This window comes from Hahella chejuensis KCTC 2396 (assembly GCF_000012985.1).
Taxonomy (GTDB): domain Bacteria; phylum Pseudomonadota; class Gammaproteobacteria; order Pseudomonadales; family Oleiphilaceae; genus Hahella; species Hahella chejuensis.
In genome coordinates this window covers 3587136-3613522 of record NC_007645.1, presented here as the reverse complement: position 1 = coordinate 3613522, position 26387 = coordinate 3587136, and the positions used below count along the sequence as shown (strand labels likewise).

The following is a 26387-nucleotide window of genomic DNA, read 5'->3' as shown; positions in this document are numbered from 1 at the left end:
TTACTTAATTTATCTATGTCGGATCTGAAACGTTTAAGGGTGATTTTGGATAGGGGATTTCTATGTCTGTTTGAAGCATAGATTCCCAACGCCTTTAAACGGGTTCATGCGAACCAGAGCTAAGAATCAATGCACTGTGGAAGACTATAAAATGAACTTGGGTGACACGAATAATCATACTGACGAGCCGGCGCGCGGCTCAGTCTTAAGACGCAAGAGGGCGCTTTCCATCCTGACGACCGTCGCCGCATTGGCCTTTTGCCAGAGCGCCATGGCGGTAACGGCCGTTGACGAGGGCGTCATGACGCCCATTGGCGAGTCCGGCTTTGAGACGCCGGATGTTCCCGCAGGCGGTTTTCAATATCTTCCTGCAGGCGGAGAATGGGCCTTCGCCGATAGCGCGGGCATTACCGAAAACGGCTCTGCGTTTACTTCATGCAATCCCGTCACGCCTCAGGGTCAGCAGGCGCTGTTTATCCAGCAGACGGGGCAGGCTCAGAAAACCATCACCATCTCCAGCGCAGGCGCCTATCGCGTCAATCTGCAAGGCGCGCAGCGAGGCTGCATCAACTCGCCCCTGGGCCAAACGTTGCGCATATCGCTCGCCGGCAGTCGGATTGGAAACATTCGGCCGCAGGACGGCGCCTATCGGCTGTACCATTCCACGGCGATGTGGCTGGAGCCCGGCAACTACCAGTTATTGATCAGCGGCGTGAGCGCCAGCGGCGATAACACGGCTTTCGTCGACGACGTGCAGTTGGAAAGGCTGCCGCTTTGGTCGGAGGCGTCGTCCTGGCTGGAGAACTCGGTTCCCGGTCCTGGCGACGAAGTCTACATTCCCGCCGGCGCCGCCATCGCGCTGGATAACCTGAACGCGGCGAATGTGATCATCAACGAGGGGATTCTCACCGCGCCGGTTAACCGCGACTTTACCCTGGATGTGGCGGAAATCCACGTCATGGCGGGCGGCTTATTGGAGCTGGGCCGGGAAGAGGCGACGTTCAATGGACAGGGCGTCATTACCTTGCTGGGAGATAACCCGGCGGCGGAATCCAAGTTGATTCACGCCATGAACGGCGGTCGCATCGAAATGCATGGCCAACCCAGGCTGTCCTGGACGCAACTGGGCGCCTCCGCTGGGGTTGGCGACACCAGTATCACGCTGAAAGAGGCGGTTAACTGGCGGGCGGGAGATCGCATCGTCATCGCCTCCAGCGATTTCGACATGAATCACGCCGAAGAATTCACCATCGCCAGCGTGAGCGGCGACCGAAAGACGCTCACGCTTAATGACCGCCTTGCCTACAACCACTTCGGCAAGCTGCAGGAATAAAGCGACAACGGCCAAAGCTGGACGTTGGACGAGCGCGCGGAAGTGGGCCTGTTGACGCGCAACCTGAAGATTCAGGGAGACGAAGACAGCGGCCGCATCGCCTATGGCGGCAATATCATGGTGATGCGCGGCGCTTTCAGTCGTCTGTCCAATGTGGAGCTGACCCGCATGGGGCAGCGCCGCAAGCTGGGCCGCTATCCTTTCCACTGGCATTTGGCCGGCGACGCCGCCGGGCAATACATTCGCAATTCCAGTATCCACCACACCTACAATCGCGCGATTACCGTTCATGGCACGAACAACGCCTCAGTGGAAAACAATGTCTGTTACGACAACCTGGGACACGCGGTGTTCATGGAGGACGGCAACGAAACCGGTAACCGTATTGTTGGCAATCTCGGTCTGGTGACCCGCAAACCGACGCCGGAAAACGCGCTGCTGCCCAGCGACTTCACCGATGGCAGATCCAGAAACGCCAGCGGTCCTTCCACTTTCTGGATCACCAATCCCAACAATATCGTGCAGAATAACCACGCCGCCGGTTCCGATGGGTCGGGTTTCTGGTTCGCGTTTCATCAGAATCCCAACAGTCCGGTGTTCGTGCCGGGACTGAACCCCAATGTGCAGAACCTGCCCGCCGGCGCGATTGACAACAATACCGCGCACTCCAGTTTCCACGGCTGGCTGCTGGGCATGGCGCCCATGCCCAATGACGCCACGCAGACGCCTAACCTGAACAATGACTACATGCCCCAGCAGGAGCCGGTCATCAATGGCTTGACGGTGTACAAGAACTACTTGGGCATGTACTCCCGCGTGGGCGGCAATCGTGGCAAAAGCACCTACAACGACCTGATCGTGGCGGATAACTATGAAGGCGAGGCCAGCACCTGGGTGACGGATTACAACCGCGTGCTGTGGGTGGGCGCTTCGGAAAACTACGAGCCGGTGGCGCCGCTGGGGCTGTCCGCGTCCAGCGGCGTGATCGGTCTGGCGATCGGGCATATTCTGTATGACGGTCCGGTGCGTATTCGCGACTCCCATTTCACCGGTTTCGAGCGGGATAATTTCACTCTGTTCGACCAGTGGGGCGCCAACATCAAGTACTCCGGGCATTCCCTGCATAACACCACGGTCGCTCCCGGCAGCTATCAAGTGCGTTATCGCAATGAGTACATTGGTCCGGTCTGGTTCAACGGCGCGATTTACGATGTGGACGGGACTTTCACCGGCCAGCCCATGACCGCCATCACCCAGGACCATCCCATGCTGATCGACGGCAATAGCAGCCGCATCAAAGACGGGCTCAGCGGCATGGAGAGCCGTCGCCGTTTCGCCTACGTGGAAGTGCGTCCGTCTGATGAAATCTGGTTGCCGCCGGCGCCGCTGGTCAGCCGCAGACGTCAGGACAGCACTTTCCTGCGCAGCGACGGCGCGCGCTACACAGAATCCCGCAAGGAGATCGAAGGCGTCAGCCTGCTGCCCATGGTCGACGGCGCCTATAACTACAGCTACATCTACCATGATCAGATTCCCAGCATCACCCGGTTTGATTATCACAGCATGAGCAGCGGCGAGTACGTGACTCTGGAGCTGCCGGGCGTGGCGCCCAACGTGTATGTCTATCTGGGAACGCCGGCGGGGCAATATGGTTTCGCCGGTCCGCTGATTCAGTTGGGCTCCGTGGGACCCTCGGCCGCGCTGCGGGCGTTTGACGGCAACGCCTGGGCTTATGAAAACGGCAGCTTGTTTGTCCGCTTCAAAGCGCCCGCTGGCGCGGATTTCAGAAATCCCGGCGAACTGGGTTCTATCTTCGTGTGTTTGAATCCAGGATGCGCCCCCGGCGCCAACCGCCCGCTGGCTCCCAATGTCTATGTGCTGAACAAACAGGGCGGCCCCAGAACCTCGTTCCAGAAGTTGTTGCGCAGCAAGAGCTTTATCTCCACCGCCGCCCAGAACAGTGCGCTGGAGCCTACCGACGAAGCCTGGCAGTTTGATATGACGGACTGGGACCGCGACGGCTACATGGATATCGCCGGCTTCAAAAAGCGCAACACCGGCACGGGAACCACGGAAGTGCATATCATGGACGGCAAGAGCGGATTGCAGCGTTTTATCTTCCAGTCCGGCACGGCGCTGGGCTACATGAACGTCAACGATCACATGGCGATACGGGACTACAACGGCGACGGCCAGCCGGATATCTGGGCCATCCTGCATAACACGACGGGCAGCGGACGCACGGAAGTGCATGTGCTGGATGGACGCAATCCGCAGAACTTCCTGCTGCATGACGCCACCGGGCTCGGATTGAGGCCAAACTCTTCGGATGAGTTCCTGATCAGCGACTATGATCGCGACGGCAGGCCCGACCTCTGGTACATCGCCAAACAAGGCGCCTCCAACAGAACGGAAGTGCATATACTGAGCGCCCAAAGCGGCTACGACAATTTTGTCGTGCATTCGGCGACGGCGCTGCATGCCACCAACGACAACTGGAGCTTCCGCGTGGCGGATTTCAATGGCGACGGCGCGCCGGATCTGATCGGGTTCAAACGCAATGGGGTGAACAGTACGGAAATTCATGTGCTTAACGGCGCGAATAACTTCCAGAACTTCCTGTTCCAAAGCGCCACCGAACTGCCCAAAGGCTCCGCTGACAACGTCTATCTGATTAGCGATCGCTAGTCTTTCTTATGCGCCGGAGTCGAATCGGACTCCGGCGCTCACTTCCCGATCCCCGAAAAGCCCACACACAGCGGACCTCCAGTTTGTTGGAGACCTGTTTATAAACTAACCTTAATACGGTTACTGGCCGCTACGCCACGCCACCAACGGGGATTTGTAAAGAACGCCGTTCGACCTCAGCCAGATGAACTTTCGCTCTGAAGCTTATCGGGTATACGCCAATGATCTATCTCAAACTGAGAGGTATAAGCATGAAGGCTCTTTCTACCTTGATTCTGACACTGTTCGTTGCGTTCTCCGCACAGGCGGAAACGGTCACCGCCGCGCAGGACCCCTGGCCGCCGTTCATTCAGGAGGGCGATGATCCGGGGATATCCATTGCGCTGTTGAAAGCGGCGATGGCGAAAGAGGGCTATACGGTGGATTTCAAAATTTTGCCCTGGAAGCGGGCGTTGAACGATGTGATCAACGGCAATATCGATTTGCTGCCCGGCGCCTGGTTCACGGAGGAGCGCGCCAAGTTGCTTCATTACAGCAACTATTACGCGCAAAACAGCATCAAATTCATCAAACGCAAGGGCGATCCTTTTGAATTCAACGGCCTGGAAAGTCTCTCCGGGAAGAAAGTGGGCATTGTCAGCGGTTATGGCTATGGCGATGAGTTCACCCACGCCACCAATTTCTCCAGACCGGAGGCGGGGACGATTGAGGCCAACGTCAAAAAGCTGCTGAGCGAGCGGGTGGATTTGACGTTGGAAGATGAGATCGTCGCCAAATCCGTTATGAAGGACGCCGGCATTGACCTCAACTCGGTGGAGTTCACCAACAACGCCCTGTCGGTGAACGACTTGCATGTCGCCGCCGGCAAAGCCAACGCCCAGGGCCAGAAAATCATCGAAGCCTACAACAGGGGCCTGGCCGCCATCAAAGCGGATGGAACCTACGACAAGATCCTGGCGGAGTATGGGGTCAAATAATCCGCCCACTTTCATATCGGCTGCCAGACAAGCCGGTCTCGTGCGAACGGGCGGAACTGTCTGGCGGTTGAATTTGCATTGATTTACAAACGTGTAATGCAAAAAAGGAGATGATCAGAGCAACTGCTTAAACCGGTAGCCACTGTAGCGCTCAAGGTGTTTACCGGCGGCAAGCGCGTTACGCTGAGGCGGCGCCAAACGGACGCAGGGAAAGCCAACGCTTTTCACAAGCCTTTGTAATAGAAGTTAGAGCAAGAATGACCCTACCGAAGCTGTTGTCGGGTATCTTTTTGAGAGGACTCGTCGTTCTCCTTATTGGTATATGGCCGCCAAAGGGCGGGGCGCACGCGGAAGAGTTCAGAGTGCTTGCCCATAATACGGAGTTTCCTCCCTATTTTTTCTATCAGGACGGAGTCGCTACCGGCTTCTACCAAGACTTTTTCGACGCCCTCAGCCGCATTACCGGCGACACCTTTATCACTCAAGCTCACCCCATGGCCCGCGGCCTGATGATGTTCGATGAAAACCTGGTGGATATCGAGTCGGGAGTGAACCCCGCATGGCGGGCAGGGGAGAAAACCCTGGGACTGTATACGATTCCCTACGCGCAATCCGTCGACATCCTGCTATTCGCCCGCGGTAAAAGCCTGCCCGTTGACGCCCCCTCGGACCTAATCGGCAAACGCATCGGCGTCGTGCGCGGCTACCAATACCCAACCTTCACCAAACTCTTCCAAAGCGGCGCCATCGAGCGCTACGACGCCAACGGCGAATCCCAACTCCTCACCATGCTCCTCGCCGGCCGCCTGGACCAAGTCATCATCAACAAAGACCTCGCCCTCTACCGCATGCGCGAAAACCCCGCCTACCGAGACCTCGAACCCGGCTTCGAAGTCGGCGGCGTAGACGTCATGCTGCGCATCCACCCCAACAAAGCCGCCGCCCTGGGTCGGTTGAATGCGGCGATTAAGGAGTTGATTGATAGTGGGGAGATTGAGGGGATTTGGGATAAATATCGGTAATGGAAGGAGTGTTAGAGCATTAGGAAAGATGCTGACGGATAGTGTTATGATTTTTCCCGCCGTATGCCCAAGTCGGGCAACGCCCACGCCAGCTAAAAACCTGCTCAAGCTTTGTTCGCCAGCCTGTTGCCTATTGCAGTAGTGGAAGCCAAAAAAAGAAAACACCAACGTGGCGGGGAAAATCCGGCAAGCCGAGCGCTACAGCAAAGGTCTGGAGATTCCCCCTTTGATTGGCGCATTGGAGCTGGCGGCCACTGACAAGGAGGTGGGCCTTCTTGTGGATCGTAATCCAGCGGAATTACGTAGAGCTGTGCTTCAGTACAGGCTAATGGATTCTTTTCTTGAATACTCATACTTTGAGCGTATACTTTGTATCTATTTGTACTCCTTTGACACCGGCCAAAGGCCTTGAGGTGCTAACCAGTGGCAGACGACATCCTGACTATCAAGGAGGTAGCCGAATACCTCAAGGTCAATGAGCGAACTATCTACAGATTGGCAAACAAGGGGGATATACCTGCATTTAAGGTTGCCAATGCTTGGCGATTCCGGAAGTCGGACGTTGATGGCTGGATAGGCGAACAAACCCAATCCCCAAAGCAACCGTTGGAGAGCAAGCCAGATCATGGATAAATTCTGGAAACAAATAACCACCTCCGATCATACTTGGGAGCAAGAGGCGCTGGACTTCGTGAAAGCAGCGCTTCCGGATCACGAGCCCTATCGAGCTTGGGCGAACTTTGAGTTCATTACTAAGGAAGGCTTCGTCAACGAGGTGGATCTACTCGTCCACACCCCAAAAGGGCTGTTTCTGGTCGAGATCAAATCGCACCCGGGTGTCATGAAAGGCGACGCAGGAATCTGGATTTGGGAAGCGCCTGAGGGTAAGCGCAAAGCTTTTGACAACCCACTACTGCTCACGGATCGCAAAGCCAAAAAGCTTGCATCTTTGCTACAAGCTCAGGATGCCGCACGTAAGTCATCCAAAGAAAGAATCCCTTTCATTACGCCCGTCATTTTTCTTTCTGCGCCCAATATTGTTAACAAGTTGGAAGGCAACGGCCGTAAGCAGGTGTATACCCGTAAGAATTTCATAGAAGAAATCACTCGTATTGATGACAGCTGGAAGCATAAAAAGCTGGACAAAGTGTCGGCGAAAACGGTTTCTCAAGCCATGTTACAGGCGGGTATCAAAGAGTCTCTGCGCACCCGGCGTGTCGGTCAGTTTGACCTCGCTGAGTTACTGGATGAAACGGATTTGTACCAAGAGTGGCTTGGGCGACATGTGGATACTCAGGTAAGAAGGCGAGTAAGAATCTACCTCACCCAAGGCAAAGCAGCAGACGAAGCCGCACGGCTGGACAAAGCCGCCCATTTGGAGGCGCAGCTCTTGGAAGGGGTTGATTACCCAGGCATTCTCAAAACCTTGGAGTTTCAACGGCACGACCACGGCCCAGCGTTGATCTATGAAAACTTCGATGGCTCCCAGCGTCTGGACCACTGGTTGCTCAAGCAAGACGAAGGTAAACGCCTGGATCAATCTGTGGCGGTAAGCTTACTTCGCTCCATAGCGGAAACGGTTAAATACGCGCACAGCCAAAAGCTTTATCACAGGGCGCTCAGCCCACAATCCATTTTTATTAAAGAAGAGAACGGCGAGTTCAAGATCAAAATTGCCAATTGGGCCACAGCGCAGCGGATCTTTGAGACCGAATCCAAACACATCAGTGCATTTAGCAAGCTTACACGCATGGTTCAGGAAGAATCCGGTTCCTATATGGCGCTGGAATCTCATACTTTGGAAGAAGCTGACGGCACTCAACTTGATGTCTTCTCATTGGGCGCCATCGCTTACCACTTGTTTACTGGTAAAAAGCCCGCAGCAAATGAACTTGAGCTGCAAGACAAACTAGGAAAAGATGGCCTTCAGGTAACAGATGTAATCAATGGTGCGTCATCCTGGGTTTCCTATTTGGTTCAGTACGCTACACACCCAGACCCAGGCGCCAGATTGGATTCCGTGCAGGACTTTTTGGACTACCTGACCGAAGTCGAAAATGACATTACCCGACCAGAGGGGGAAGTCACGCAAAAGCCCACAGAAGCTAAGAAAGGCGATACCTTCGAAGGCGGTTACACCGTCATCAAGCGTCTAGGTCGCGGCGCCTGTTCTGTCGCATTTTTAGTTGAATACCAAGGCCAGCAACGCGTGTTAAAAATGGCCCTGGACCCAGAACACAATCGGCGGCTGCATCAGGAGGGTGAAACCCTCGGCCAACTTCGCCATCAAGCCATTATCGCGCACCACAAAACGCTGGATATCCTTGGCCATACCTGCCTGCTTATTGATTACGCCACAGGCGGCACTTTGGCGCAACGCATCCGACGCACCGGAGCCATTCAGTTGGAGTTATTGGAGCGCTTTGGTGACGACCTCCTCAGCGCCATGGTCCATCTGGAAGACAAAGCCCTAATGCACCGTGACATCAAACCAGACAACATTGGCGTTACTGAGCTCGGTAGCCAGTTGCATCTGGTTTTGTTCGACTTTTCCTTGTCTAACGCTGGTACCGACAATATCAAAGTCGGCACCATGGCCTATATGGACCCTTACATCCGCGACGCTGGCCGCAGGCGTTGGGATGACTATGCCGAACGATTTGCCGCCGCGCTCACTCTTTACGAAATGGCCGCAGGCACTTTGCCCGGTTGGGCGGCCAATCAAGGTTTACCCATAGATTTGGAACATGAGCTTCAATTGGACGCTTCAGTATTCGATCCATCCATTCGCAGCAGTATGGCCAAGTTCTTTCAAAGAGCATTAGCTCGGGATCTCGGCAGCCGTTTCGCCACAGCGGCCGATATGCTGCGCGCCTGGCGCCAGGTCTTTCTGCAGGCCTCTAAAGAATCCCGGCATCCCACTGTTCACGGCGAGGTACCGACGTGCCCGGTGGAAGAGGCTCAGCAAGACACCCAAATCGGGCTTCTGGAACTTAGCCCGCAAGCCCTGGATGCGCTTAGTCGACGTAATCTCAATACAGTGGCGGATCTACTCAAACAAAACCGTAGTAAGGTGCGCGCCTGGCCGGGTGTCGGTATCAAAACCCGTAACGAAGTGTCAGAGCTGATTCGCAAACTCCAGGAAAAGTGGCCAAACGAAGTTGCTCAGCCAGTATCCCAGCATGATGGTGCGCAACAAGCCAGCGTTGACCGCCTATTCGGCCTTATCTACCCTAAAACACCTGATATCTCCCGACGCAGCTTTTTAAATGAATTCTTAGGCAGGTTGGATTCCGAAGCGCCGAAAGGCCATCACAATGTCCACTGGCCCAGCATCACCATGCTGTGCAGCGAAATCAATATGGAGGCAGCCGAGGCCCGGCAAATCCTCAGCAAACTCACCACCCAGTGGGGCAAGTTGTCGGAAGTCAACTTGCTGCGCAATGAAATCGTTGAGATTCTCACCGAAAACGGTGGTGTGATGACCGCAATTGAACTGGCCGATGCTGTGCTGCTGCGCAGGGGCTCGGTGGAAGACAACCCCATACGCTCCCGTCACGCTCAGGCCGTGGTGCGGGCAGCGGTGGAGACCGAAATCAGCAAACAGCAACCTCGCTGGATATTGCGCCGTTTTGGTAACCGCTATGTCATTGCGGACAACCAACAAGAGCAAGGTGAAGACCTCGCCACCTACGCTCAGGACCTTGGTCAATTGGCCAGCGAATGTGCATTAAAGCAACCTTTACTCTCACCCCAGGCCACATTGGATAAAGTCCGTGCAGTGCCTGCTCCGGAAACCTTCACAGGCCTGAGCACCCATCGGCTACTGCGCCTGGCGGCCGCAGCATCGGAACAGGCTGCACTATCCAGCCGGGCGGAGTTCTACCCACGGGATATGGAGGCCGCGCAGGCTTTAGAGCTGGCGCAAGGCGCCCTCTTAGGAAGCAAGGCGCTCACTGTGGCGGAGGTTCAAGTCCGGGTAAAGGGGCGTTACCCTGCTGCCAAACCTTTACCAGGCAGGCCCCACTTGGACGACTTAGTACTTAAGCTGGATATGGGCTTTTTGTGGGACCCAAATTACGAAACCTTCGATAAAGACGGCAAAAAACAACTGGGCGCCTACTGCTTGCCCATCACCAGCTTTACTGAGTATCAGGCCACTCAAACCAAGACCTCATTAACGCAACAAACTGATTGGGATGGTGAAGCCTGGCAGGATGAAAAAAGCATTCGCCAATCCATCAGCAACAGTTTGCGCGACGGCCGTTTCCTGGCGCTTGGTGTGCGCCCGCGGGATATGGAAAAGGCCAAAATCAAGCTTTGTTCTACCTACGGGCTTGTTAGCTTCAGTTTCGATGAGTTACTTCTTAGGCGCCTACACCAACACTGCGCAGCAATGAAGAACCCACCCAATTGGCAGGTGGTGCTTAAAGCCGATGCCGCCGACCAAACCAGTCGTGATTGGGTGAACCTGCAAAGGCTGGTTCATCAGGTTTTGCCCTCGATTGCCGACGAAATAAAACAATCCGATAAACCCGTGCTATTAACAGAGCCCGGCCTTATCGCCCGTTACGATCTTATTCACACCTGGCTTAACGAGCTGCGCCAGCATTTGGCGAATACGGGTCATGTTCATGCCTTGGTGTTATTAATTGTCGGGGACGCACAGCAACATGCGCCTGTTATTGATGGCAAAGTAATTCCATTGGAGGCGGGAAACAGCATCTATGCACGACTTTCCGGCAGCTGGGTTAAACCAGATCAACCACAGTTTTCAAATTAATAATCAATGCGTTGCGAATTTAAGTTTCTGCTGATGAATATAGCGAAAGAACATTTAGGAGAAGCACATGTTGCTTAAATCCATATCGATCAAAAACTTTTTAAGTTATGGGGAAAAAGAACAATATATTTCTTTGCAACCTCTAAATATTATTATCGGCCCGAATGGATCGGGAAAGACCAATCTTATCGAGGCTATTGAGCTACTTCATGCTGCACCTAAAGATCTTTTAGCGGCCATCAGGAATGGTGGAGGTGTTCACGAGCTTCTGTGGAAAAGAAGCTCAGCTAATCCTGTTGCAGTTCTAGAAGCTATACTCACTGATTCTCAAAAAAAACAAGATTTGAGATATTCCTTAAGTTTTACTGCTATATCCCAAAGGTTTGAACTAATTGAAGAGCGGATTGAATCCGTAGAGAAAAAGAGCTCAAATAGTAATTTTTCATCTTTCTACGAGTTTTCTAATGGAAAAGGATTTCTCTCGGTAAAGGGTAAGAAAAAGTCATCAAGCGAAAATATTGATGTGAACTTATCCATTTTGTCTCAGAGAAAAGATCCAGAACAATATCCAGAAGTTACCTATTTAGGCGAAGTATTTTCTAAAATTCGACTCTACCGAGAATGGAGTTTTGGGCGTTCAATGCCTTCAAGACTTCCGCAAAAAGCAGATTTGCCAAATGATTACCTGGAGCCTGATAGTAAAAATCTAGGTCTTCTGCTAAACCGCTTTTCAAAAGAACCAACAGTCAAAAAGAAAATATTAAGAGCACTTCAAGGCCTCTATGAGGGTATTACAGACTACGGCGTTCAAATAGAAGGTGGAACAGTACAAGTATTTTTCTTTGAAGATAATATAACAATCCCCGCCTCGCGCTTATCTGACGGCACTCTGCGTTACCTTTGTCTTTTGGCGATTCTATTTCACCCTAATCCTCCGCCATTGATTTGTATCGAAGAGCCGGAATTAGGCTTACATCCGGATGTATTGCCTGCCTTAGCAGAAATATTGAAAGAAGCATCCGAGCGCTGTCAGCTAATTGTGACAACTCACTCAGATGTACTTGTGGATGCAATGTCTGATCAACCAGAAAGTGTACTTGTCGCAGAGCGCGGAGAAGACGGCTCTACACTCACTCGATTGGATGGGAAAAAACTTAAACCCTGGTTAGAGAAATACCGATTAGGTCAATTATGGACGCGCGGAGAAATTGGAGGGACTCGATGGTAAAACTCTATGTTGAAGGTGGTGGTGATTCAAACGAGCTGAAAACAGCTTGCCGCCAGGGGTTTACTCAATTTATTACTGCGGCGGGAATAAATAAGAGACCAAGAGTTGTAGCATGCGGAAGCCGACGCGATGCTTATGAATCTTATTGTACAGCCTTAGCAAATGGTGAATCCGCAATGCTGCTTGTCGATAGTGAACAAGCGGTAAATTCACAAAACCAAACTGGAGCGCAAAATGCCTGGCTTCCCTGGAGCCATTTGCAGAGTCGAGATGGTTGGCGAAAACCAGAAGGCGCCATAGATACAGATTGCCATTTAATGGTTCAAGTTATGGAGTCGTGGTTTATTGCAGATCGGAAAACACTAGAGAATTTCTTTGGGCAAAACTTTAATGCCAACGTTTTGCCTTCTGAGCAACGCCCCATAGAGGAAGTCAGTAAGCAACAAGTGTATCAAGCATTGGAAAATGCGACTAAAGATTGCAAGAAAGGTAAATACGGAAAGGGAAGTCATTCCTTCAAAATACTAAAAGAAATATCACCAGCATTAGTACAGCAAGCATCCGGCTGGGCCGCTCGCTTTATTAATGAACTAAAAAATAAGATGGACGCATGATAGACCGTCAACAGTTATTAAAAGATCTCCAGCGCGAATTACCAAAGCTGGAAAAAGATATTCTGGCTTACAACGAGCAGAGTATGGAGCGCACTTCACATCTAAAGCAGGAATACGCTAAAGCGAAAGAAGCGGGTCGAACGGCAGAGCATTTCGTTTCCTGGCGGGAGGCGCAAATTACTCAAGCGGCGGTTGCTTGGGTATTAACCTGTGTGTTTGTGCGTTTTCTGGAAGACAATGGCCTGCTAGCTCAGCCGGTATTGGCTGGCCCAGTGGAGCGTGAGAGTGGCCCCGATTCAGCAAAAAGTCATCCGTTAAAGAACGCCAAAGATCGCATTGAAGCTTATTTTAACGCGCACCCCACTCATGCAGAGCGGGAGTATTTGCTGCAGCTATTTGAGCAGTTGGAAAAAATTCCCGTTATCGCAGAACTCTTGGATCACCGCCATAACCCACTCTGGCAAATTCCTGTCTCAGCAGATGGAGCAAAAAGCCTGATCGATTTTTTCCAAAAGATCGATCCAGAAACTGGGCAGATCATTCACGATTTCACCGATCCCAATTGGGACACGCGCTTCCTGGGGGATTTGTATCAGGATCTATCTGAGGCCGTTCGCAAACGTTACGCCCTGCTGCAAACACCGGAGTTTGTCGAAAGTTTTATTCTGGATTATACCTTAGAGCCAGCAATTAAAACCTTTGGCCTGGAGGGCCTGCGCTTAATTGATCCCACCTGCGGTTCCGGCCATTTTTTATTAACTACCTTCGAGCGCATTTTTGAACGTTGGCAAAAACGCGAGCCAGGCACTAATAGTCGGGTCTTGGCTCAGCGCGCATTGGATGTAGTGCATGGGGTGGATATTAACCCCTATGCGATTGCCATTTGTCGTTTTCGTCTATTGATGGCGGCGATGAAGGCTTGCGATATAGACCTAATAAAGGATGCGCCAGCGTTTCATTTTAACCTGGCTTGTGGGGATTCTTTGCTGCATGGAAGAAGGTTTGAATGGCAGGGACAAGGTATTCAGCAAGGTTTATTGGATGACGAAATAAAGCATGTATTTGAAGCAGAAGATCTCGAGAAACTCAACAAAATTTTAGGCGAAAAACCATTTCATGTAGTGGTTGGTAATCCGCCTTATATAACGGTAAAGGATAAAGCTCTTGGTGCAGCTTATAGGGATAAATACCCGACCTGTCATCGTCAGTTCTCGTTAGGTGTTCCCTTTACTGAGCGCTTTTTTGACCTAGCGTTTCTTGAAAAGGAAAATCAATCAGCAGGCTTTGTTGGCATGATTACCGCGAATAGTTTTATGAAGCGTGAGTTTGGAAAAAAGTTGATTGAAGAGCTTTTCCAAAATAAAGATTTGACCCACGTGATCGATACCTCAGGGGCATATATTCCTGGTCATGGTACCCCTACAGTGATTCTTCTTGCTCGCAATCAAAAACCACGCTTAGAAACGGTTAGAGCTGCATTGGGTATTCGCGGAGAGCCGAGTGCTCCTAAAACTGCGTCGCAGGGAAAGGTCTGGCGTTCAATTGTGGACTTGCTACCGAAAGTAAATTCAGAAAACGAATTCATTTCTATAGTAGATCAGCCACGAGAGTTTTTTTTGTCGCACCCTTGGAGTGTCGGAGGCGGTGGGGCCACAGAACTAAAGATATTATTGGAAGAAAACAGTACTTGCCAAATGGAGGAAGTTGTGGAGCCTCCCATTGGCCGTGGCGTCCGAATTGCAGAAGAAGATATTTTTATCTTTTCGCCAGTAAGATTGAGAAACTCTAAAATAAGCTTAAGTGAATTTCGTGGACTTTTAATTGGTGAGCATATTCGTGATTGGACCAAAATACATGCATCTTCGGTATGGTATCCCTATTTTAAAGAATCTTCTCGGTCGAAAGCTTTAAGTATTTTGTGGGCATGGAAAACTACTCTGGCAAATCGAAAAACTTTTCAGGGAGTAATGGCTGACGCAGGTCTTAGATGGTATGACTATATGCAACATACCGCATCCGCTTACCAAACATCGCTCTCTATAACTTTTGCATTCGTGGCGACCCACAACCATTTTGTGTTAGACCGGGGTGGCAATGTATTCAATCGAACTGCTCCAGTTATAAAGCTACCGACTTTGGCTACAGAAACTGATCATTTCGGGCTGCTAGCATTGCTAAATAGCTCAACTGCGTGCTTTTGGGGGCGTCAGACGTTTTTTGGGCGTGGCGGGTTTTCTGATGGTAAGTGGCAAGAGCGAATGGAGTGGGACGGTACAAAGTTAAAGGCCTTTCCTGTTGTTGAAGATACGAGCAAGCAAGCAACCCTATTTGCAAAGCAAATCGATAGTTTAACAAAACGTCTAGAGAGTTGTAGTCCATCATCAATACTCAACCAAGCAGAAGATCAACTCTATGAAGCACTATCAAAGGCAAAAGAAACAGAATATAAAATATTGAGAGAAATGATTGCTCTGCAAGAAGAGTTGGATTGGTTTGTTTACTATCTATACGGATTAACAAAAGCACCCTTGTGTTGTGAGGGAGAACTTCCAGAAATTGATTTGGGTCAGCGAGCATTCGAAATAGTTTTGGCAAGAAAAATAAATGCAGGCGAGTTAAAGACTGTTTGGTTCGAGCACCATTGTAGTAAACCTAATACCGAAATTCCTAGCGAATGGCCGGAAAAATATCGCGATATAGTGAACGCGCGCATCAATGAGATAAAAGAAAATGAGTCAATTAAATTAATTGATAACAAAGATCATAAGCGGCGATGGGCAAGGGACTCTTGGGACGACAGATTAAAGCTAGCTGCAAAAGATTGGTTATTGGATTGCATTCAGAAATTGATGGAATTCCATAAGCTTTCAACCTGCGCTCAATTAGCTGACAAAGTTCGAGAACATAAAAAAGCAAGGCAGGTGGCCGCAATATATACCAGAGGGGAAGACTTTGATTTTCAAACTCTAGTCAGTGATTTGGTAGCTTCAGATAATGTTCCTCAAACTGCGGCCGACCGAATCAAGCCTGCAGCTATGGAAAAATATCGTGCTTGGCAGGAAACCTGGGAAAAGCAGCGGCTAGAAGACGCGATTGATGCTGAATTCGGAGTGGACAGGCCTTTGTCTGAAGTGGATTCCGCCGACGAAAGCAACCGTGCCAAATACGAAGAAGCTAAACGCAAAGCTGAAGCTAAAAAAGCCGAGATTATTGGCGATATTCCTCTTCCGCCCCAATACAAACAAAGCGACTTCCGAAAAGCCAGCTACTGGCCATTACGCGGTAAGCTCGACGTACCCAAAGAACGATTCTTCTCTCTGCCAGGCTGTGAAAAAGACGGCGATAACACGTTAGTGATTGGCTGGGCAGGTTTAAACCATTTGCAGCGCGCTCAAGCCATTGCCGCTTGGTACGAAGACCGCAAAGAAAACGATGGGTGGGAAGCGGAACGTTTAATGCCGATGTTGGTAGCGATAGACGAATTAATTCCCTGGCTAAAACAATGGCACAACGACATAGACCCCGAATACGGTGAACGTATGGGTGACTTTTATGAAAGTTATTTGTTGGAAGAGCTGCGCCGTTGGGAGTTAACGCGTGAAGAATTGTTGGATTGGCGACCGCCGACAACCACAAGAAGACGAAGATAAATCTTTGATTAAAACCAGATAACGATATTGACGGATGCGCTTAGAAGAATAGCGCTTTTCAAACTGGAAAATTGGCTATGATCTTATTAAAAGACCTGATCACCATACCGGAGAAAGTGCAAAGCGGGGACTTTGTACTGAATTTATCTACCGGTTTGGAACCCGCTGCTGTTAAGCAGACTTTGGATCAGTATGTGGTAACACCACAATTGGCGCGCGCCTTTGAGGATGCCTTAGGTTTTATTAAATCCACCATCGAGGGCAACCAAAACCGTCAAAAAGGCGCGTATTTGCACGGCAGCTTTGGTAGCGGTAAATCCCACTTTATGGCCGTGCTGCACTTACTTTTGCAAGGCAACGCGGAAGCGAGAGCGATTAACGAACTGGCGCCAGCGGTTAACAAACACGACGATTGGTTACAAAGTAAAAATATTTTACTGGTGCCTTACCAAATGATTGGCGCCGCCAGTATTGAAGCCGGTGTGTTGGGTGGTTATGCCAAATACATTCACAAACACCACCCCGAGGCGCCCATACCCGGGTTTTATCTCGCCGATGGCATTGTTAAAGATGCCGAAAACCTACGCGCAACAATGGGTGATGTCGCTTTCTTTCAAGCACTGAATAAAAATGGGCAAGGTGGCGGGGAGGATTCCGGCTGGGGCGATATCGACAGTGGCAGTTGGGAGTTAGATAGCTACACCTTGGCAATTTCTGCTAACGGTAACCGCGCAGATCGTTCGCGTTTGGTGGGCGATCTGGTGCAGGCCTTTTTCCAGTCCGTAACCGAGGCCGCCAAAACCGATGACCAGGGCTTTGTCGATTTTGATGAAGGCTTGCTGATTATGACGGAACATGCCAAAGCGCTGGGTTACGATGCGGTTATTCTGTTTTTAGACGAGCTGATTCTTTGGCTCGCCAGCCGAATTTCAGACGAAAAATTTATCGCCAAAAATATTCAAAAAGTGGTCAAGTTGGTGGAAGCCAGCGAACCCAGGGCGTTGCCGATCGCTAGTTTTATTGCCCGCCAGCGCGACTTGCGTGAGTTTGTGGGCGACCAGTATACGGGTGCACAGCAAGACAGCTTAAGTGACGCCTTAAAATATTGGGATGGGCGCTTTCATACCATTAAGCTGGAAGACAGAAACTTACCGGTCATTGCACAGCGCCGTTTGCTTCGCCCTGTGAGTGAATCTGCAAAAATTCAGGTAGACAGCGCCTTTGAAACCATGGACAGCAAAATGAAGGAGGAAATCTTCAATATTTTGCTGACCAACCAAGGCGACAGAGAACAATTTCGCTCGCTGTATCCTTTCAGCCCCGCGCTTGTGCAAGCCTTGGTTGCGCTTTCCACTGCGCTTCAACGTGAGCGTACCGCGTTAAAAGTGATGTTGATGTTACTCGTACAGCAACGAGATACGTTGGAGTTAGGCAATGTTATTCCCGTTGGAGATTTGTACGATGTCATCGCATCGGAAACGAAACCTTTCTCTGATGCTATGCGACAACAATTCGAAAACGCAAAAACCTTGTTTGAGCGTAAGCTTATACCGCTGCTCGAGTCCGATCATAACCTCAAGTACGCTGATTTCGATTCTATACCCGACACAGATTCTGCAAAGCGGGCATTCAATAATGACCTTCGTCTGATTAAAACTCTCTTGCTCTCTGCTTTGGTGCCTGAAGTGGAATGCTTCAAACAGCTCACAGCCAATAAACTCGCGGCGCTAAACCATGGCACCATTAAATCACCCATCCCAGGCAAAGAGGCCAGCATGGTGCTCTCCCGTTGTCGTAAATGGGCCGGCCAGGTGGGCGAGATCAAAATCAGTGATGACACCAACCCCACCATCGCCTTGCAGTTATCCGGCGTGGATACCGCCAGCATCTTGGAGCAAGCCAACTCTTACGATAATGACGGCGCCCGCCGCAAGCTGGTTAAAGATATGGTGTTCGCCGCGTTGGGTGTGCAAGAAACCGATGATATGTTCCAGGAGACTACGCACAAGTTCACCTGGCGTGGCACTACGCGGACGGTTGAAGTGCTGTTTTACAACATCCGCGAAATTACGGACTTCACTCTATTCGAAGCGCGCGGTGATGACTGGAAAGTGATTGTGGACTTTCCGTTTGATCGCGATAACCACACGGTTTCAGATGATCGGGCGCGCATTCAAGAATACGAATCACACAGTAGCCCCACACGTACTTTGTGTTGGTTGCCATACTTTTTCAGCCAAACGGCGCAAAAGGATTTGGGCACCTTGGTGCGGTTGGAGTATGTATTAAAAACCGATGACCGATTTAGTTCCTTTAGCAAACATCTGAGCCCTGTGGATCGAGGTCAAGCGCGAACTTTACTCGAAAACCAGCGCAGTCAGTTGCGGCAACGCATTAAGGACTATTTGCTGGGCGCGTATGGCGCCAGTGAACGAATCTCTGGCTCATTGGATGATGGTGCAGGAAGTTTAGATTCTCAAATAATCTCTCTTGAAGAAGGTTTTAAGCCGCGACTTCCATTTGGCAGCACCTTAGGCAAAGCCTTTGAAAACCTACTAGGGCAAGCGCTAGAGCACCAATACCCAGAGCACCCGGAATTTGATTCGGAAATCAAACTCACGGATTTGGGTAAAGTATTTGAACAAATACGCCGAGCCATTTTTGCGCAAAATCATCGCATTGATGTTGAAACGCCCATGCGGCCTTTAATGCGCTCTATCGCACAGCCATTAAAACTCGGTGAAATGCATGAGCGCCATTTTATTTTTAAACCCGATTGGCCGAATCAGCTGACGAGAGGGCTAGCAAAACAGCAGCAGACAGGAGAGGCCATTACGGTTAAGCGCATTAGAGAAGCTATTGATCAACCTAGTCCGAAAGGGCTGCCCGAGATTGTTCAGAATTTACTGATTCAAATATTCGCAGAATTTGGTCAGTACGCTTATAGCTTCCATGGCGGTAGCTATGATGTCACCCTGAAAGATATGCCCGACAACCTTGAGTTAATCAAACAGGATTTGGCTGAACCTGACCAATGGCAAAAGGGTTCCCATAATGCTGCTGAAATCTTCGGCATTACCGTCAGCCCCTTGAGAACGGCCAACAATCAAAACGAGCTGCAAAAGCATATTCGCGAGGAAATTCGCAGTTGCTTACCGAACTGCGAATCTTTGGCTCAACACATCAGTAAGCGACTCGACTGGCTTAAACAACCCTTAACTGGAAATAGAATTCGTAACGCTCAGTATGCGTTGGAAGTGCTGCGTGAATTGCAAGCCGCTGAGGGCGCCACCCTGGTAAAGGTACTAGCCGGTATTAAGCCTATAACCAATTTACTGGCCTTGGGCAAAAGCATGACGACGGCGGGTAGCGTTGTGCAAACCATTCAAGACAACAATTGGGAGTTGCTGGAAACGGTATGGAATGGCAATGACCCTGCTGGCAAGGCCATTAGACAACGAGTGTGTGATGCACTGGCGGCGGATGAATTGGTGACGGCGCTGTCGCCGGCCTTCCGGCAAGCTCAGCAAGATGCGACGCGGTTAATCGCCCAGAATACTCCGCCCGCTCTGCCAGAACCTACACCGGAGCCGAAGAATCCCAAGGTGCGAGTGATTAAACAGGACAATAAAACAGGCCTGAATCGAGATGCCGCCAAGGCATTATTTGCAGAAATTGAAGGTGCTATGAGTACCGGCGAGACTTTAGAGTTGAGTTATCGCATTCTCCATACCGATGATTCGGCAGGTGGTAACAGCTGATGAATTATTCAACGAAAGTTGAGTTAAGTAAGAATGAGGCAGACTTATCGAAACTGCCTTCTCCGCTGTTGACGCAAATTCAGGCGGTTTTACGCAGGGCCCCCAATGCGGACAGAATTGCAATTTTCTGGACAGATACATTAGTACCGACTGAATATACAGGCCGCCTGGAGGACACGTCGATAAAACTGGTTTATTGCGTCTCCGAGTTGGCCATGCGTGAGGCATTAGTGGAGCACGACGGTAATAACTGTTTAGTCCTGGTGGCTCCTTTTGGAGTAACTGACCTCGCGCAAGATGTATTGGCTAGGCTGTGGCGTAACGAGCCTCAGCGTATAAGCCCTTGGAGAACCCTGGAGCAACTAACCCGCGTTCAGTCCATTGATCCACGTCTACCCAAGCGCTACGGTAAATGGATGGCCGAGGCCTTATTGAGCCGCTACGACCGTTACGAAAAAAGCGTTCATTTTGGTGAAGTGTTGGATCAGGAGACCGCCTGGCAAGCTTTAGCGGTGGGCTATCTCGGCTTTAATCAACAGCACAGTGATCTCTCCAGTCTATTTCGCTGGTCCATTTCTAACGCATCAAAACACCAACCCAGCAACGCGCTACCTGCTGAGATGCAGGAATCCATAGCTGATTGGCTGAGCATTACATTGAATGGCTTAGCGCCAGTGGTTGGGCAGTTGATAGTCCGTCAACCCGTTGAGGATCTGCTCGCGATAGGTTTGGTTTGCTCGGTAATTTATCACCCGGATGCCGTCAAGGAAGGTGCGCTGAGTTACGAGCAACAGTTCGCTGCGAACATTAAACTGAAAGAGCGACAACTGAACGGGATAGCTTGCAATACTGATTCTCTGGCGAAGTTTGGAGAAAAGGCTGCGCTGTTTGTGAAGGATCTGATCGTTAGCGAGCCCGACGGGTATCAAAAGGTTAAAAACTCAATCACCAAAGCAGAGCAATTATTAGCAAGCGTTGATGCGAGTGATGGAGCCATTTGCTCAAACGTATTGCCAGCCGGCTTTCGCTTACGTTTGATCACCTTTGGCAAAGCGCTTGAACAAGCCATAAAGAAAGGCGATACACAACCCGCACAGTTAGCTTTTAGAGAACTGGAATTGCACGTACTAGGTGCGTTACCAGGCCAAAGAGATCAAATAGAACGGGCAAAAATGGCGTTGCGCCTTGTCCATTGGCTACTTGACTCTCAAGAAACCACGCAAAAGGCTTTAGAAAAGAACACGAATTGCTCTCAGCTGCTAAAGCGATATATGGATCATGGTGGTTTTGTGGATTGGGCAAGAACCCAAATTTGGTTTGGCGATGCCGAAGACGCGCTAAGTCAGGTGTACCAGCGTTTAGCAGAGAAAATCGGCGATGGACGCGAAGCTGAAAATTTTGAGTTTGGAACCTCGTTAGAGTCTATTGCCAAAGGTGATCAACTACCCAGTCGCCTGTTGTATGTAGAACAAGCCCTTGAAAAAATCGTCGCTCCCATAGCCGAGCAGTCGCCAGTTTTGCTGTTGGTACTAGATGGCATGAGCCAAGCCGTTTACCGCGAGTTGATTGAAGATTTCGCTAATCACAATTGGGTGGAGCTGCAGCGTGAAGACATAGGTGAATCACAAAGCCTGGTATCTGCACTGCCTTCCATTACTCAGGTGAGTCGGTATGCGCTCTTATCGGGAGAACTTGGGAGCGGACTTGCGCAAGAAGAGAAAAAGAATTTTACAAATCACCCGTTATTAAAGCGTATAGCTTCCACCAAATTCCCCCCAAAACTGTTTCATAAGCAGGATCTGCAGCAATCTGGTAGTGGATCACTTAATTCAGAAGTGAGAGCCCTCATTGCCGGTACGGAGCATAAGATATTGGCGGCGGTTATCAATGCTGTCGACGACCAGCTCAGTAGTAGTTCTCAGGTTGCGTTTAAATGGCAGTTGGATTCTATTCGTCCATTAAAGCAAGTTCTGGAGGCGGCTCGTGAGTCCGGGCGCGTTGTGATAGTAACCAGTGACCACGGACATACTCTTGAGCACGAGACCACTTATTACTCATCGAGCACAGAATCGGGTGAAAGGTACCACTCGGATACCAAGGCGATACGAGAGAAGGAAGTGATTACGAAAGGCATTCGCGTGGTCGGTAAAGACAATACCGCAGTTGTACCTTGGTCTGAGAAAGTCCGTTATAGCAAAAGCAAAAATATGGGGTATCACGGTGGGGCCAGTTTGCAAGAAGCCTCCATACCACTGGGTGTGTTTTCAAACTCTGGCGCAGAGAACAAATTGTCGGGTTGGAAAGAAGTCCCCCTCTACCGGCCAGATTGGTGGACTCTTAACACAATTTCTGTTGTATCTGAAACACCTACACCAGAAATAAAACAAGAAGAGAAGAAGGCGGAAACAAAAACAGCGTCAAAACGCAAAGCGACAGAAGAACGGATTGACGATTTATTTGCCGAGCCAGAAGCAACCAAAAAAATTACTAGTGAGGATTGGGTCGAGCAGTTATTCGATTCCGCAGTTTATAAAGATGCACAGAGTCGTTTAGGACGGATGGCAATATCGAAATCGGAGTTGAAAGAGTTTTTGACACTGCTGAGTGCCAATGGCGGGCAGATAATGCAAGCTGTGGTTGTAAGAGAACTCAAAAAGCCCGAGCTCCGCATGAGAGGATTTTTATCCGCCGCACAAAGAATTTTGAACGTGGATGGCTACCCCATTTTAAAAGTCGAACGAGATTCTCAAACTATCATGCTTGATGTTCGAGCCCTAAAAACACAGTTTGAATTATGACGATTAGCAAGCAAAGAAGCCGAGACATTATTGACGCTTTAAGGCGCGGCACGGTGCCGCAATATGGTTTGGATGCGCTCGCAGTCGGGCTAGATCCGCTTGAAAAGGCACTATCAGAAGAATTAAACAAAGTCGCTGGTGGCGGTTCGGTTTTTAAAGCTGTGCGTGGTGAGTATGGTAGTGGTAAAACCTTCGCGTCTCGCTGGCTGCGGGAAAAAGCTCATCGGTTAGGGTTTGCTTGTGCAGAAGTGCAAGTATCAGAAACAGAGACACCGCTCCACCGGCTGGAAACAGTATATCGACGTTTGATGGAACGACTTACAACACCGGACAGTTCAACAGGCGCCTTTCGGAATATTGTCGAATCCTGGTTCTACACGTTAGAAGAAGATGTGCTATCGCAAGAAAAGGTCGATGAGAATGATGTCGAGTCTTTGGTGAGTGCGACGGATGCTCTTATGGAAAAGCGATTAGGCGAAGTGGTGAGAACTGCGCCTGCTTTTGCATTAACGTTAAGAGCATATCGAAAGGCTCTCGTGGAAGGACGGGAAGAAATAGCGGACGGTTTACTTGCTTGGATGGCGGGACAACCGAACATTGCGGCCTCCATTAAGCGTTATGCAGAAATTAAAGGCGATATTGACCATTTTGGCGCACTGAGCTTTCTACAAGGCGTTTTAACGATATTAAAGGATTCCGGTCATTCTGGTTTATTACTGGTATTGGATGAAGTTGAAACGCTTCAACGCATGCGTGGCGATGTACGGGATAAAAGCCTTAACGCCTTGCGACAGTTGATGGACGAAATTGATAGTGGGCGATTCCCCGGGTTGTACTTATTGATTACCGGTACTCCTGCTTTTTTCGATGGGCCGATGGGTGTACAGAGACTGGCGCCGCTGGCACAACGTTTAGCCGTAGATTTCTCCACAGACAGTCGATTTGATAATCCAAGAGCGGTGCAAATTCGATTAAAAGGTTTTGATTTGTCGTCGCTTGAAGAAGTGGGACAGAAAGTGAGGGATCTGTACGCGAATATCAGTGATACTCCCGAGCGAGTCAATACTAAGGCCGATGACACATACATCGCAGATCTTGCCAAAGCGGTGACAGGAAACCTGGGCGGAAAGATCGGCGTTGCGCCTCGAATCTTCTTAAAGAAATTGGTCGGCGACGTGCTGGATAGAATTGACCAACATGATGAGTTCAACCCTAGAGAGCACTACGCTTTAACGATTTCGGATACGGAGTTGAACGCGGTAGAGCGTGCAGCCAAGTCTGCTTCAAGTGTGGACGATATCGAGCTGGATCTATGACTGGATTCGACCGGCTTCACCCTGCCATTCAGCACCACATAGTCAACAGCCTGGGATGGCCGGGCTTGCGCCCCTTACAAGAAGCAACCATTGAGCCTGTCCTCAATGGAGAGCACGCAATTTTGTTGGCCCCCACCGCAGGGGGAAAAACAGAGGCGGCAAGCTTCCCTATTTTTTCGCGGATGCTTACAGAAAATTGGCAGGGCCTCAGTGTTCTGTACATTTGTCCAATTAAAGCGCTTTTAAACAATCTTGAGGAACGACTTAGTTATTACGGTCACTTGCTTGGACGCCGCGTGGGTGTTTGGCATGGCGACATTTCTACCTCAGTGAAAAATAAGATACTGGCTGACCCTCCTGATCTGCTATTAACCACTCCCGAATCTATCGAGGTGATGTTGGTTTCCAACCGGATGGATCACCGACATCTTTTTGAGGGATTGCGTGCAGTTATTATCGATGAAGCACATGCATTTGCTGGAGACGACCGAGGCTGGCATTTGCTAGCTGTGCTGGAACGTTTGAGTTATTTAACTGGCCGCGAGTTGCAGCGGCTTGGTCTTTCCGCCACTGTGGGCAACCCTGAGACGCTCTGCGACTGGTTGGCTGGAAGCTGTCCATCTCCACGCAGTGTCATTAACCCTCCAGCTCCAAATACTGTTGTTCCCGAAATCCAGGTAGATTGGGTTGGCTCCGTTCGGAATGCTGCGGTCGTCATCTCGCGACTTCATCGAGGTGAGAAGCGACTGGTGTTTGTAGACAGTCGCTCACGTGTCGAAGAATTGGCAGTGGAATTGAGAAATTTAAGTGTAACAACTTATGTTTCCCATAGTTGTTTAAGCTTGGATGAACGCAGGATGGCAGAGGAAGCATTCGCTCAAGGCAGCGATTGTGTGATTGTGGCAACATCGACACTGGAACTGGGTATTGACGTTGGTAACCTCGACCGGGTTATCCAGATTGATGCGCCATTTACGGTATCTTCATTTCTTCAGAGAATTGGGCGTACAGGAAGACGAGCTGGTAGCTCAAGAAACTGTTTGTTCCTGGCAACCAAACAAGATGCATTTCTCAGAGCGATTGCGTTGCTTCGGCTTTGGGAAGCAGGTTACGTCGAACCAATAGAGCCGCCACCATTGCCTTTACATATTTATTGTCAGCAGGTTATGGCGTTGGTGCTGCAAGAGAAAGGTATCGCCGAAGCAGACCTTTCTAAATGGATTGGTCGTATGCCCGGTTTTACACAGTTTTCTGTGTCAGACCGTTCCAGCTTAGTCAGCTATATGTTAGAGCGTTCAATACTTCACTCCGATAGCGGCATTATTGGTATTGGTGATTCCGGTGAACGAATATTCGGGCAAAAGAATTTTCTCGAGCTATTTTCCGTTTTCACCAGTCCGCCGATGGTGAAAGTATTCAACGGTAAACAAGAACTAGGTGAAGTTCACCAGCTGACGTTTGCTACAAAAGAGGATGGTCCAGCCTGCTTAACTCTTGGAGGGAAAAGTTGGGTAACTAAATATATTGATTGGGCCAGGAAGAAGGCGTTTGTTGAACCGACAGACATCAAAGGGCGATCTCAGTGGTTGAGCATGGGGCAACCGCTCCAATTTGAAATGTGCCAATCGATTCAACGCGTGTTGGCATCTGATGACATCGACCCGTGGCTCTCTAATCGCGCAGCGGCATTACTTGAAAGCCTAAAGCAAGAGTTTGATTGGGTAGAAAATGGCAAGACGCTTATTACCTACACGAAAGATAACGCAACTTGGTGGACATTTGGCGGGAGACTTTTTAATTCAACGGCCTCTCATTTGTTTTCTTCGGAATCCGATCAGGTAAAAAGTGATAATTTGGCTGTGGAGTTTATCGGAGTCATTGACCGAGACAATCTTATACAACGCATTCGCAGCTTTTTAGCAGAGTCATTCGAGCAGTTGCCGGCCATTTTGGATGAACGATTTGTTGAAGAGCTTAAGTTTTCCGAATGCTTATCCCAAGAGTTTGCGGATAAAGAATTGAGTTGTCGATTCGATGTTAAAAAAGTATTTGAAGCGATAAGGAATATGGACCTAGGTATTATTCAGATTGGATAGTTGAGCATGCATTCCAGCTATGTAAATTTTCAATTGCTCACTCAAGTGCTCTATTAGCGAGTACGATTGAACCTACAGTAGCCTTTTAAAAATGTCTTTACTTATGAGCGCGCGGCAATGA

Annotated in this window: 13 protein-coding genes; all 13 read left to right on the top strand. The window is 50.0% G+C overall.

What is annotated here, in order from left to right; translation table 11 throughout:
* Positions 1-151 precede the first annotated feature (151 nt).
* Positions 152-1333 (top strand): G8 domain-containing protein, encoded by a 1182-nt coding sequence (locus HCH_RS15630; RefSeq protein ID WP_158304964.1) that lies wholly within the window; start codon positions 152-154, stop codon positions 1331-1333.
* A gap of 24 nt (positions 1334-1357) precedes the next feature.
* Positions 1358-4021: an FG-GAP-like repeat-containing protein gene (locus HCH_RS32415; RefSeq protein WP_011397290.1), complete on the top strand. Its 2664-nt coding sequence runs from the start codon at positions 1358-1360 to the stop codon at positions 4019-4021.
* Positions 4022-4272: 251 nt separating this feature from the next.
* On the top strand, positions 4273-4998 hold the full coding sequence (locus HCH_RS15620; protein WP_041598695.1) for a transporter substrate-binding domain-containing protein: 726 nt from the start codon (positions 4273-4275) through the stop codon (positions 4996-4998).
* Positions 4999-5360: 362 nt separating this feature from the next.
* Positions 5361-6020 (top strand): substrate-binding periplasmic protein, encoded by a 660-nt coding sequence (locus tag HCH_RS15615; protein ID WP_158304963.1) that lies wholly within the window; start codon positions 5361-5363, stop codon positions 6018-6020.
* 423 nt (positions 6021-6443) lie between these two features.
* Positions 6444-6653 (top strand): methylation-associated defense system helix-turn-helix domain-containing protein MAD1, encoded by a 210-nt coding sequence (gene mads1 / locus HCH_RS15605; RefSeq protein ID WP_011397286.1) that lies wholly within the window; start codon positions 6444-6446, stop codon positions 6651-6653.
* The gene (pglW, locus tag HCH_RS15600) at positions 6646-10803 is read left to right on the top strand and encodes a BREX system serine/threonine kinase PglW (protein WP_011397285.1); all 4158 of its coding nucleotides are present in this window, start codon (positions 6646-6648) and stop codon (positions 10801-10803) included. The genes mads1 and pglW overlap by 8 nt, the downstream gene beginning before the upstream one ends.
* A gap of 67 nt (positions 10804-10870) precedes the next feature.
* On the top strand, positions 10871-12031 hold the full coding sequence (locus tag HCH_RS15595; RefSeq protein ID WP_011397284.1) for an AAA family ATPase: 1161 nt from the start codon (positions 10871-10873) through the stop codon (positions 12029-12031).
* On the top strand, positions 12025-12645 hold the full coding sequence (locus HCH_RS15590) for a DUF4276 family protein (protein WP_041598694.1): 621 nt from the start codon (positions 12025-12027) through the stop codon (positions 12643-12645). The genes HCH_RS15595 and HCH_RS15590 overlap by 7 nt, the downstream gene beginning before the upstream one ends.
* A complete protein-coding gene (pglX, locus tag HCH_RS33185; protein WP_041598693.1) occupies positions 12642-16295 on the top strand; it encodes a BREX-2 system adenine-specific DNA-methyltransferase PglX in 3654 nt (1217 codons plus the stop codon). Before HCH_RS15590 ends, pglX begins: the two co-directional genes overlap by 4 nt.
* Before the next feature lie 77 nt (positions 16296-16372).
* The gene (locus HCH_RS15580) at positions 16373-20056 is read left to right on the top strand and encodes a hypothetical protein (RefSeq protein ID WP_011397281.1); all 3684 of its coding nucleotides are present in this window, start codon (positions 16373-16375) and stop codon (positions 20054-20056) included.
* A complete protein-coding gene (pglZ, locus tag HCH_RS15575; protein WP_011397280.1) occupies positions 20056-22854 on the top strand; it encodes a BREX-2 system phosphatase PglZ in 2799 nt (932 codons plus the stop codon). The genes HCH_RS15580 and pglZ overlap by 1 nt, the downstream gene beginning before the upstream one ends.
* The gene (gene brxD / locus HCH_RS15570) at positions 22851-24170 is read left to right on the top strand and encodes a BREX system ATP-binding protein BrxD (RefSeq protein WP_011397279.1); all 1320 of its coding nucleotides are present in this window, start codon (positions 22851-22853) and stop codon (positions 24168-24170) included. Before pglZ ends, brxD begins: the two co-directional genes overlap by 4 nt.
* Positions 24167-26266, top strand: coding sequence for a DEAD/DEAH box helicase (locus tag HCH_RS15565; RefSeq protein WP_011397278.1), 2100 nt, complete (start codon positions 24167-24169; stop codon positions 26264-26266). Before brxD ends, HCH_RS15565 begins: the two co-directional genes overlap by 4 nt.
* Positions 26267-26387 lie beyond the last annotated feature (121 nt).